General features: G+C 68.7%; 6 protein-coding genes and 4 pseudogenes. 2 read left to right on the forward strand and 8 right to left on the reverse strand.

From position 1 onward, the window contains the following. Positions 1-249: 249 nt before the first annotated feature. The 8 genes and pseudogenes from RNB18_RS38320 to RNB18_RS38350 all read right to left on the reverse strand — a co-directional run bounded on the left by RNB18_RS38320 (position 250) and on the right by RNB18_RS38350 (position 9213). Positions 250-1941: a rhamnogalacturonan lyase B N-terminal domain-containing protein gene (locus tag RNB18_RS38320; RefSeq protein ID WP_311718708.1), complete on the reverse strand. Its 1692-nt coding sequence runs from the start codon at positions 1939-1941 to the stop codon at positions 250-252. 233 nt (positions 1942-2174) lie between these two features. Beyond that, positions 2175-2996 carry a hypothetical protein gene (locus RNB18_RS38325; RefSeq protein ID WP_311718709.1) on the reverse strand — a complete coding sequence of 274 codons (822 nt, stop codon included), beginning with the start codon at positions 2994-2996 and terminating at the stop codon, positions 2175-2177. 261 nt (positions 2997-3257) lie between these two features. Then, positions 3258-4610: a lipase family protein gene (locus RNB18_RS38330; RefSeq protein WP_394817736.1), complete on the reverse strand. Its 1353-nt coding sequence runs from the start codon at positions 4608-4610 to the stop codon at positions 3258-3260. A gap of 211 nt (positions 4611-4821) precedes the next feature. Then, entirely contained in the window at positions 4822-5148 is a 327-nt protein-coding gene (locus RNB18_RS38335) for a hypothetical protein (RefSeq protein ID WP_266520931.1), read from the reverse strand. Continuing rightward, positions 5112-5753 carry an acyl-CoA synthetase family protein gene (locus RNB18_RS38340; RefSeq protein ID WP_394817737.1) on the reverse strand — a complete coding sequence of 214 codons (642 nt, stop codon included), beginning with the start codon at positions 5751-5753 and terminating at the stop codon, positions 5112-5114. Before RNB18_RS38340 ends, RNB18_RS38335 begins: the two co-directional genes overlap by 37 nt. After that, positions 5716-6303 (reverse strand): annotated as a pseudogene (locus RNB18_RS53885) (AMP-binding protein); the annotation flags it as partial. The gene RNB18_RS38340 and the pseudogene RNB18_RS53885, both read right to left, overlap by 38 nt. A gap of 112 nt (positions 6304-6415) precedes the next feature. Beyond that, positions 6416-7153: pseudogene (locus RNB18_RS38345) on the reverse strand (ricin-type beta-trefoil lectin domain protein); the annotation flags it as partial. 596 nt (positions 7154-7749) lie between these two features. Then, a complete protein-coding gene (locus RNB18_RS38350; protein WP_394817738.1) occupies positions 7750-9213 on the reverse strand; it encodes an arabinofuranosidase catalytic domain-containing protein in 1464 nt (487 codons plus the stop codon). Positions 9214-9827: 614 nt separating this feature from the next. Here RNB18_RS38350 and RNB18_RS38355 point away from each other — a divergent pair. Together RNB18_RS38355 and RNB18_RS38365 are read left to right on the forward strand one after the other, a co-directional pair. Continuing rightward, positions 9828-9902, forward strand: a pseudogene (locus RNB18_RS38355) (LacI family DNA-binding transcriptional regulator); the annotation flags it as partial. Between the two features lie 551 nt (positions 9903-10453). After that, positions 10454-10640: pseudogene (locus RNB18_RS38365) on the forward strand (NAD(P)/FAD-dependent oxidoreductase); the annotation flags it as partial. Between the last annotated feature and the right edge of the window lie 1145 nt (positions 10641-11785).

An 11785-nucleotide genomic window follows, 5' to 3' on the forward strand; every position in this document is an offset into this window, starting at 1 on the left:
TTGTGGCCGCAGTCTTCCCCGCCTCGGCCTGATGCTCCACCGGAGCCGACACCGCCGCCGGGCCCGACGGCCCATGCGACCGTTCCTGGCGCGGCGACGGTGCCGGCCGCCACGTCTGGGGGTACGGGGTCATCCCCCATCTGACGGATATGTGAAAGGCCTGCTCCTTCAAGATGCGGCCTACGCGCCCGGAACTGATGGACCGTCAACTAGTCTATGAAGGGAGGCCTTCGGGCCATCGGGGGCCGGTCAGGTCAGGAGCTCGATCGCGTCGTACGACACGCCGGCGCTGAGGTAGGCGGTGCCGCCGGAGCCGCTGACGATGTCGAGGGTCACCTCCTGGTAGGCGTCAGGGGACTTGACCCAGGCGCTCGCCGGGACGGCGTAGCTGTAGGTGTGGTTGTTGCCCCGGTAGGAGCCGACGGTCAGGGATCGGGTCGTGGGCTCCTTGGCGGGCGCGGGGAGGGCCGAGACCCAGTCGTTGACCCGGACTCGCGGCCTGCCGTTCGCGAACGCCGTGGTGATGCCGATGTTGAGGGTGTGGCCGGAGGCCAGCTGCTGGGCGGTGAGCTTGAAGCGGATCTTCAGACTGTTGTTGATGTCCACCCACTGATAGCAGGGGAAGTCGTCGACCTTCGAGGTGCCCACGGTGTGGGCGGCACCGGCCCAGGGCCTGGCCCGGGTGTCGGAGGGGTGCATGGTGGTCATCAGCGAGGCGTTCTTGAAGCCGCGTGGTGTGCCGCTGAAGTCACCGATACGCCAGATGGCCGGCTTCCTGCTCGGGTCCGCGCCGATCGTCAGGGTGTGGAGCGGGGTCGTCCGCCCTGCGGTGACCGTGACACGTGTGGTGTGCACCGCCAGTTCTTCCTTGTAGACGGTGAGCTTGTAGGTGCCGGGCAGCATGTACGGGGACTTGAAACGCCCGGTGGCAGGGTCCGCCTCGATCCAGTACTGCGCGTCGGCGCTGGAGAACCCGACGGTGTATGCGTACGCCGAGTCCCGCCCGGCGATGCCGACACCTGCGACCCGCCCGCGTCCGCTCCGGCCGACCCAGCCGGCCAGGCCCAGGCCGTCAACCCAGGAGGTGTCGATACGGTCGTGGCGCAGCGCGGGCGAGGGCGCAGAGCCGTCGGTGAAGGCCAGCACGTACGGGCCCTGGAGGCCGAAGCGCATCGGCTCGGTCTGGTTCTCGCCGTAGTAGAGGATCTCGTAGAGGCCGGCGCCGTCCTCGTAGTGGTGGCGCATGAGAGAGCGGTAGAACGGGCCGCCGGACGCCTTCTCGTGGTTGCTGCGCACCATCCACATGCCGACCTTGCCGTCGCTCCAGCCGACGTGGTCGTAATCGATGACACGCTGGTTGGAGTAGTGCTTGGAGCGGGTGGTGCCGTTGGGCTTGCGGCGGACGTCCTGTGCCTCGATCACGGTGTCGGTGCGGGCGTCCCAGGAGTCGGGCAGGTTGTTGGGGAACAGTCCGGGCCTGACGCGGACGATGTAGCGGGTGGCGGTGATGGAGGAGTCCGCCTTGTTCGTCCACATGTAGACGTTGTTCTCACCCCGGCGGGCGGCGTAGTAGTGGTGCATCGTGCCGTGCACGACCGTGACCAGGATCGTGCCGCCGGTCTTGCGGATGCTCACGGACGACGTTCCCAGGCCCGTCTCGACGTGCGAGTTCCGATTGCCGTAGCCCTGGTACTCGGTGCCCTTGTACATGAGCGAGGTCAGGTCGCCGTTGCGGCGGTCGACCTTGAAGACGAGGCCGGCGCCGGTGGTGACCACGTACACGCGCCCGTCGTCGCGGTATCCGAAGGCCGCGGCGGCCGCGTCGGCGCCTGTGACGAGCGGCCCGGCGATCGCCGCGCCCCCGGCGAGGGCGAGGCCGCCGACGGCGGTTCGGCCGAGGACGGTCCGGCGGGTCAGGTGTCGGCGGGCGTGCTGAGGCATGGGTGTTCCGTTCGTGAGTTCGGGAGTTCGTTGTTCGGTGTTCGTGCATGAGGGGATCCCGACCCGGCGGGATCCAGGCGTACAAGGGTGAGCGCGTCGGGCGCTCAGAGGGCGGCGCGCAGGTGGCTCGGGGCGTCCGAGGTGGCGGGTCCGTTGTCGAAGGCCGGGGCGGTGCGCCTGACCCGCTTGCAGTCGGAGGGGTGTCCGCCGGGGATGGTGTGGGTGGTGGCGGCTTACGCGCCCAGGCGGAGCGAGCCGGACGGCCGTACGGTCTGGTGCTGGGCGCGCTTGCCGAACGCGGACAGCCAGGTGGTGACCGTCCTCTCGGGGACGGTCACCGTCAGGGCCCCGGCGGCGGGGACGGCCACGTCGCCGCGGTCGAAGGTCACCCGCAGTCCGCCGTCGGCGGTGAAGGCCATGTCGTCCAGGACGGCGGCGCGGGAGGCCGCGTCGGTGAAGACGTCATCGAGGGTGGCGGCGTCCACGCCCTCACGCCCCTTGAGCCGCGCCTTCAACGCGGTGACGAAGGCATCCCGGGAGCCGTCGGCGACGAGTCCGAGAGCCGCGCGGTACGCGCCGGCCCTCCCGTCGTACCAGTACGTCCTGGCCGACAGCCCGGACCCGGCGGCGCTCCGGTCCAGGGTGGTGAGCCGGACGCCGAGGACGTCACCGGAGGCGACCAGGAAGCGGTGGCTGATGTCGAGCTCGATGCCTTCCCCGCCGTCCAGGCCGTTCGCGCACGCCGTCGAGCGGAAGGTGGCCAGACGCCGCTCCACGTCCTTCTTCATCGCGGCCGTCATCGCTTCCGCGCCGGGCACGTCCGGATAGCTCGTCGCGAAGGGGCAGGAGCTGTTCTCGCTGTTGTCGCTGACAATGCGCAGCCCTTTGATCTTCGATGGGTCGACGCCGTGGACACGCGAGGACGCGGTGCTCGAACCGGACCGTGCGCTGACGGTCGCGGTGTCCGGGACAGTGGAGGAGGCGGACGCGTAGCTCGCGGTGAGGGCGAGGGCACCGAGGACCATGAGAGTCGGGACCAGAGTGTGAGTGCGCATGGGACCAGAACCTGTCTGAGGGGTTGGTGGGACGCCGTCGACGGCGCGTCGCGGTCGTTCTGGTCACCGATCGTTCAGGTGAGAGGCGTTTTTCAGCGACCCACGCGGGCGCACTGAACAATCCAGGCCCTGGATTCCTGCCGCGATTTCGGGCATTTCGGCCACCCCGGGGGCTGGTGGAGCTGTGCGCGACTGCCGGGGACGGTGGCCGGGAGACGCCGGACGCCTCCCGGCCATGGTGAGGTGTCCCCGGCCGCCCGGTCAGCGCTGGAAGGGCATGGTCCAGCAGTTGGACGTGGCCGGTTCGCCCTCCAGACGGTCGGTGAGCCAGGAGATCGCCGTTCCCTGGTCGGTGAGGAGGGGGGCGAGGTGGTTGGTCAGGATCCTGTCGCCCAGGTTGGGAAGCTCGATGGCGTCGTAGGTGATGTTGCCGCCCTTGCGGCACCAGTCCAGGGCCAGCTGGCGGGCCTGGGCGTGCGGAACGATGTCGTCCTGGACGCCGGTGGCCACCCGGACCGGGCCGACCGGCTTCAGCGTCCCGATGCGCTGGTCGTCGAGGACGGCCTGGGCGCGGGGTTCGGCTGCGATGATCTCGGCGACGGACTTGCCGCTGGTCGTCCACGCCGTGCTCCGGGTGAAGCCGTAGCGGACGACGGACTCGCCGACGCACATGGTCGACGCGTCGGCGAGGGCCTTGCGCCCGGCGTCGTTGAGGTTCGCCGCGGCGAGGCTGCGCATCTCGGGGTAGGACTGGACGAAGCCGTTGATCGCCCAGCCCAGGGCGCTGACCAGGGCGCTCCCGTCGATGCCCTTCATGACGGCGGTCAGGTCGGCGGGCGGCGCGCCCGCGTAGGTGCCCGCCAGGTGGACGTCGGGCGCGTAGGTGGGCTGGAGTTCGGCCGCCGCCGCGGTGGCGCCGCCGCCCTCGCTGTAGCCGTACAGGCCGATGCCGGAGCCGGAGGTGAGGGACGTGCCGGGGAGGGCGCGCGCCGCACGGACGGCGTCCAGCACGGCGTGCCCTTCGTCCAGGCGGTTGACGTAGGTGTGCAGCCGGTCGGTGGCACCCAGGCCGGCGTAGTCGGTGACGACGACGGCCACTCCGGCGGCGAGGAGACGGTAGACCGCCAGGTTGTCGTAGCCGACGGACAGGGTCTCCCCGCTGACGGTGAGCGGGTGTTCCAGGGCGTACGAGGGCGCGCACTGGTCGCCCTGGCCCATGGTTCCGGAGGCCACTGCCACCAGCGGGCGGGGTCCGTCGCCCTTCCATTGTGCCGACGGCTCGATGTAGGTGCCGGTCACCGCGACGGCCTGGCCGCTGGAGTCGGTGGACTTGTACATCAGGCGGGTGGCGGTGCCCGGCAGGGGGCGGCCGTCGAGGCCGGGCAGCGAGAGCCCCAGGGGGAGGGGTTCCTGACGGATCAGGGTGCCGTTGGCGGCGGGTAGTTGGGCCGGCGGGTTGTAGAAGGCCGGGATGGTGACGCCCCGGGACACGACGGGTTCGGTCCCGGTGGCGTCGGCCGGGGTCGCGGTGATGCAGATGCCGGCCGCGGTGGCGATCGCGGCGGCGGTCAGGCGGTTGAGCGTGGGACGCGGACGGCTTCTATAGCGGCTCAAGTTCACTCCTCGCGCTGCTTCGTTGCAGTTGCGCGAAAAACTAGCAGTGGTAGTTACCTCTGGTAACGATGAGTGGGTTACGGTCCAGTAACTATGTGCCGGCGCAAATGTGAGTCGGCGCTGCTCGGCGGAGACCGAGGTGGCGTAGATCGGTCACGTACTTGGCGTTGTGTTTCCGGCAGGCCCGCAGGGCGGTCTCGAAGCGGATGAATCAGGTGTCGTGGCCCTCGACGCGGTGGATGGTGCGGCCGGCGTCGATGAGCCAGTCGACGAAGGTGTCGAGCGGGAGGCCGTCGTCGTGGGGTGGACGCGTTGTACGTTCGGTAGCCGCCGGTATGGCCCGCGCCGAGAGTGTTGACGGCCCGGGCGATGGAGTCGACGGGCAGACCTTCGCAGTGGGCACGCGGGCAGTTCCCCTGATCGTCGGTGTGGTAGAAGCAGGCCGTGCGATGCCGGTGGTGACGAGGCTGAACAGCAGGCGGGTGAACAGGTCGGGCACCTTCAGCTGACCGGCGTGGCGGCGGTGGGCGAGCAGCATGCCCGAGGGCAGAGGGCTTCGAGGCGGTCGCCGTAGCGGTCCTTGAGCCGGGGGGGCAGGTCCTTGCGGATCTCCGACAGCAGGCCGTTCTCCACGCTGAACGGCTCGGTCTCGACCAGGAAGTCGCGGGGGATCTCGTACGACTCCAACTCGGCCTGTCGTGCGACCAGTTGCAGCGATTCGCGCAGCACCCAACTGAGCTCGTCCCGGTTCGCGGCCCGCCTCACCGCCTCCTCGGTGGGCACGATCACGGCGAGCAGGTAGTCGCGTTCGCTGTTGCCGTAGATGTAGATCTGCCGGACGAGCGAGCCGGTGACGAAGACGCGCTCCAGTCGGGAAAGGATGACGAACTCGCCCTGGGGCCGATTCAGGACGTTGTCGCGGCGGTCGAGGTATGCGAGCTGGTCCGGTCCTGTCTCGGCCATGGTGTCGCCGGTCCGGTAGAAGCCGTCCTCGCCGAAGACCGCGGCCGTCGCCTCGGGGCGCTTGTAGTACCCGGGAGTGATGGTCTCGGTCCTGAGCAGCAACTCGCCTCGCGGGTACGGCCGGTCCGTGCTGAGGTAGCCGAGTTCGGGCACGTCGACGAGCCTGTACTCGGTCGCCAAGGGCCGAGTCGATGAGGACGACACCGGTCTCGGTCGTCCCGTACCCGTCGCGCAGGGGCAACTCCAGGCAGGACTCGACGAACCGCTTCAGCTCCGGCGAGAGCGGCGCGCTGCCGCACGACACCTCTCGCACCCGGTCGCCGAGAAGGCGCTCGCGCAGATCCTCCTTCACCGTGGTCTCCAGAGCCCCGGTGCCGGTGAACTCGCCGACTCGCGCGACCAACTCGCTCTGGTACTCCTGGAAGAGCATGTCGCAGATGCGCGGCACCAGCAGCAGCCGGGTCGGACGGGCCGGCCCTCGAACAGGGACGACATGTCGCTCTTCGTGGTGCAGCAGGCGGTGCCGCCGTGTCCCAGCGTGCTGTAGAGCAGTGCGCGACCCGCCGTATGACTCAGGGGGAGGTAGTTCATGGTGGGGGAGGGCGCTTCCCGTGCCGGGAACCAGCCCGCCCAGATCCGCCGGAGCATGCGCTCGACCCTGGCGAGGGAGTCGACCGCGGTCGGGCGGGCGTCCGCCCGTACCGAGTCGTCGACACCATCCGGCCCCCATGGCGGAGACCTGACAGCTTGCCGACGGTCCCGCCCGGCGGTCGACACGCCCGCCACCGGGACCGGTTCGAGGGCCGGCCCGGCGACGGGCGGTGCAGGCGGTGAGGGTCAGGTCAGGTCAGCGTCCACTGCTGGTTGGTCTGGCCGTTGCAGGTCCACAGGACGAGCTTGGTGCCGTTGGCGGTCGCCGCTTCCGCGGCGTCGAGGCACAGTCCCGACAGGTCGTTGGTGATCGTGCTGTCGGAGTGGACGGTCCACTTCTGGTTGGTGCCGCCGGTGCAGTCCCAGATGATGACCTTGGTGCCGTTGGCGGTGCCGTTGTTGTCGGCGTCCAGGCACTTGTTGCCGTAGACGACGAGCTCGCCGCGCGAGGTCTGCGTGAAGGTCTCGTTCCGGCCGCCGAAGCATTCCCACAGGATGGCCTGGGAGCCGTCGGTGATGGTGTTCTTCTCCAGTCCGGCGCAGCGGTTGGAGGCGGCGCCGACGAGGGCGACGCCGGTGGTGCCGGGGATGCTCTGGACACGGATCGCGTCGATGTCGGGCGCGGTGGCGCCGGAGAGGGCCGCGAAGCGCACGGTGTTGGTGCCCTTGGCCAGGTGCGCCAGTACGGACACGGTCCGGTACGTGGAGGCCGAGCCTGTCGGCGGGAAGGAGACCACGGACGTGTACTGGCCGTTGACCTGGATGGTCGCCTTACGGGTCGTGCTGCCGCTGTTGGCGTAGGTGATGTCCACCAGCTTGGTGCCGGCCGCGCCGGTCGTGACCGCACCGAAGGCGGGTGTGGTGGCCGTGGTGGTGTCCTCGTACGTCGACCCGGACGCCTCCGTGCCGGAGACGGTGAGCAGGACGGCGGCGTCGCCCGCGAGCGCCAGCAGACGCTGAAGGTCGGCGGTCGCTACCCGGTAGGCGTTACCCAGCTTCAGCACCTTGCACGGATACTCGCCCCGCCTCGCCAGACCGTGGCCGGCGCTCTCCCGAGCAAGGCACCCTGTCGATCATGGCTGGCGGTGAACCTAGCGCGTACGCGAGGGTCCGGCCGCTCACCCCCGACGACTGTGCCCCTGGCCGATGTAGACGGCCGGGGCACAAGCATGTCCCGAAGGGTGGCGCAGCAATGAAACCTCTGTTCCCCCATCCGCCGAGGCGACCGCGCCCGGCTTCAAGGCCGCTGCATGCTCTGTCGTGCTCGCTCCCGGTGAACCGGGATCATGCCGTGTACTGACGTCGAGTAGATCCACGGCCGTTCGACCAGGCGCGGCCGAAACTGATGCGTTCGGCTCCCACCCCCCACCAGTGGTCGGACCTCAGAACTGCACGTCGGCCAAGAAGTCGTCACACAGCGGCGATCATGCCAGGCCGAACCAGTGGCGCGGGGAGGGTCCTTCGGACTGGGCCGACGGCCCGCCGTGGGGAGTTTCGGCGGGCCGTCGGCGAGTCGGTCGTTCGGTCAGGGGGCGATGTCCCACTGCTGGCAGGTGTTGTCGAGCTCCTGCCACTGGCGGACCGCGGTGCCGTTGGCCGTTCCGCAGCTCTTCACGTCGAGCACCATGCCGGTGTAGGCGTTGCTGATGGTGTAGTGACTGCCGACGGCGGTGACGTCCCACTGCTGGCAGAGGTTGCCGAGCGAGGCCCACAGCTGGACGGCCGTGCCGTTGGTCCGCGCGCAGCTCTTGTCGTCCAGAACTGTGCCGCTGTTGACGTTGGTGATCGTGTAGTGGCCGTTGCCCGCGCTGGTGAACTTCCACTGCTGGCAGGTGTTGCCGAGCGGGGCCCACTGGTCGATCAAGGTGCCGTTGGTGGTGCCGCAGTTGATGGCGTCGAGGACCTTGGAGCTGTTCACGTTGGTCAGCTGGTAGGCGGTGCCGGTGACCGGGAAGGTCGCGGTCGGGGTGGTGTAGCCGACGGAGGTGACGTTGGCCTGTACGGCGTTGTCGGTGGCGTCGGACGGGTAGCCGGAGGTCATGACGCCCTCGAAGAAGGATCCGGCCGAACCGTTGCTGTTGTCACCGCCGGTGCCCAGGACGATGGCGCCCTCCAGGCTCATCGGGGTGTATCCGCCGAGGTTGGGCAGGGCGCCGTCGTACCAGGTGGTCAGGCTGCCCGATTGGGCGTTGCCACCCTTGATGGCGTAGGTGGTCTTGCCGTTGTTCTTCTCCAGGGCGGTGACGAACTCACTGGAGTTGCCCTTGTTGCTCGAGTTGGCGCCGTTGCCTCCGAAGAAGAGCCCGTTCTCCAGGTCCGCCTCGACCCAGGGGCCCGATCCGGCGCCGGAACACGAGAACCAGCACTCCGTGCCGAAGTTGATCGCGTCCATGTGGCCGTTACCGGTGTCGTTGCCGGACGTCTCGGCGTTGCCGTAGTCGAAGCAGCACCGGTTGTTGACGTGGTGGCCGCTGGTCACCATGTAGGCGCCCTCGGGGGAGCTGCCGGTGGCGATGCCCGTGGTGCTGTTGTCGCGGTAGCCGACGCCGGCGTTCACCCAGATGCCGTACGCCTTGTGGCCGCCGACCGTGACCGGCAGGGCGTCGGCGATCGCGCCGACGTCCTGTCCGCCGTTGCCGCCCGGCCCCTCGATGGTCAGGTCGTTGTGGTTCGAGCTCTGGTCGTAGATCTCGGTGATGATGCAGGTCGTACCGGAGCAGAAGGAGTCCTGGGCCGCCGCGTTGGCGTAGCCGCCGGTGCTGAGGACGCCGATGTTCGTGGTGGCGGAGTCCGAGGCGCGCTTGACCTGGTAGAGAGAGCCGTTGTAGGAGGCGTAGAGCGCCCGCGTGGTGCTGTGCGCCGCGGCGCAGGGCGTCCCGGCCGAGGCGTAGATGTCGCAGGGCAGCGACGAGGCGGCCTGGGCCGTGCCCGCGGTGCCGATGGCACCGGCCAGGATGCCGGCGAGTAGTGCGAGGACCGCGCCCACCACCCTCAGCCGGAATCCTTTCAGATGTCTGGCTATCACTGTGAACCTCTTCCGTCTTGGGTCCTTCTCTGGCCCAGCGCCGCGTGCGCAGGGAGCAAGGGGGACGTCGACCCGCTCAGCAAGGGGATTGTGAGCGCTAACAATTGGAGTTCTCGGATGCCGCCACTCATCCGAGCTGTATGGGACGGGGATACGGTCGGCCTGCCGGACGGTCCCTTGGAGCTGGACCGGGGCGTTGTGACTGCACCGTTCTCGCGAGGTCGATGATGATCGACCGGTCTCGCGACTCCGTCTTTTTACGCCGGGATGAACAGCCGGTCAACACTGTTGAACAGTCAAAAGTGTGGAAACAAAGGTCATGCACTCCTATGGCTCCGATGCCCGGTCGGCAACGACCCCACTGCGCCAGGAGCGACGGATGAGCAGGTCAGTGAGGTTCTGCGGGGCCTGACAACGCGGTTAAGGAATCCGAAAGAGAGCGGTTGGAGCGCCTTGCCCCTCGGAATGTGTGCGCTAACACTTCCCCACGACGCGCCCCTCCCATCGGAGAAGGCGCCGGATCGGATACATGATGATGCGTGAGGAGGTGGAGCACGGAAGCGGATCGTGCACCGGTGATGGCGGACGTGGCCCGGGTCCCGGGCGTCTCGCACCAGACCGTCTCACGGGTCCCCAACGACCACCCGAACGTGCGGCCGACCACCCGGGACCGTGTCCTCGCCGCCGTCCGCGAACTCGGCTACCGCCCCAACGCCGCCGCCCGCACCCTGGCGTCCCGCCGCACCCGCACCCTGGGCGTGATCAGCTTCAACACCACGCTGTACGACCCGGCTTGCATGCTCTGCGGCATCAACAGGCGGCCAGACAGCACGAGTACTTCGTCACCGTGGCCGCGATCGGCACGCTCGACCGGCGTTCTGTGCTGGACGCCGTCGACCGGCTTCGGGACCAGAACGTGGCGGGAATCATCGTCATCGCGCCGCAGACCGCCGTGGTCGGCGCACTGGCGAACGTGCCGTCGGAGGTGCCCCTGGTCGCGGTCGGCTGCGGCACCCACACCGCCCTGGCCTCGGTCGCCGTGGACAACGAGGCGGGTGCCGAACTCGCCACCTCCTACCTGCTCGACCTCGGCCATCGCACGGTGCACCACCTGGTCGGGCCGCGCTCCTGGCTCGACGCGCAGGAACCCCGAGGCCGGATGGCGCAACATCACCCAGTACAACCTGTCGCTGCCCTGGTCGACAACCCGCTGTTCGAGACGTCGATGCGGATCGAGCACCGCACCAACGCCGCCGAGCAGGCCATGGCCGCCGCGCGCAACCTGCTGCACCCCGGACAGGCACGGCCGTTCACCCCGGTCCCGTACTTCTGGTCCGACCAGCACGAGACAAAGATCCAGGCATTCGGCTACCTCCGCGGCCACGACACAAAGCCCATCTATCCCGATCTTCGCGCAGCGGCCACACGTACAACCGAGATCCGCTACGCATGGGGCCGTCCCATCGACCAGGTCTTCCTTGTCCGTGCCACCGAGCCAGCAGAGCCTTGGGCGGTTGCCACCGTCGAGGGAGCCGTCGGGGCCTCCGCGATCTGGTGGGAGGGCTGGGCCTGGCAACGGCCGATGCCGGGAACCCAGTGCCCTCGCCCCACGGGCCCTGAGCGTCGGGCCCATGTCCACTGGCAGCTCTTGCACAGGCGGTGGCGTTCACCTGGCCTACGAAGCGGGAGAAATACCAGTTCAGAAGCGGTTCGTCGGTCGTGCGTCCAGCCTGGCCGACGCCCAGCGCGCCAAGCGAGCTTCATGCGGGACGGCCTACCTCTCCTCCTCGAGTTGGTACATCCGGCTGTGCGCGCCTCGGATTCCGGTGACCGTCACGCTGCTACTCGGACGGCAGGTCAGCTTTGGAGCGGCTGCGGAATGATGCGAACGGAAACCCGCTCGGCTCTATGACGGGTGCGCCCGGCGACTCCGGCGGCGTAATGGCGCCGCTCGGGTCGACGAGCTGGAGTCTGCTCGGCTCAAATGTCTGCGCGGTGGGGCAGCGGTTGCACAGGCGGAGCTGACGGAACCCTCACGGGTAGCCGGGTGCTGGGAACAGGCGGAAAAACCATCAACGCCCGTCGAGTACCGGCCACTGTGCCGGCTGGCGCCTTGGTCGCGCTACGGCGTTGGTCCACCGCGTTTCCGAGGCTGCTGCTGTGCGCCGGGTGCGCCACGACTGTACCCCCTGAAGCGGCCTGTCAATGCGGAGGTCATAGTGAAGGCCGACCGTTCCCGCTGGTCAAGGGGTTGCGCCAGAAGCAGGCCATCACGTTTGAGTAACGCAAGGCAGCGGGCGGGACGGACGGCTCACACGGCCGCCCGGCGCGGAATCGCCTTTTCGGCAGAGATATTGACGCTCGGCGGGCCTGGCCATATTTTCAGCCATTGAACGAAGAATCGAACTCTGTGCGAAATCTCGGACGCTCGAGTGATTGAGGCACGGCACCCTCATGGAACCGCATAAAGGCGGACCTCGGGCCGACGCCGTCTCTTTTGGTGAGCCCCCGCGTCCCCAAAAAAGGCCGGTTCGCA

The organism is Streptomyces doebereineriae, from assembly GCF_031845645.1.
Classification (GTDB): domain Bacteria; phylum Actinomycetota; class Actinomycetes; order Streptomycetales; family Streptomycetaceae; genus Streptomyces; species Streptomyces canus.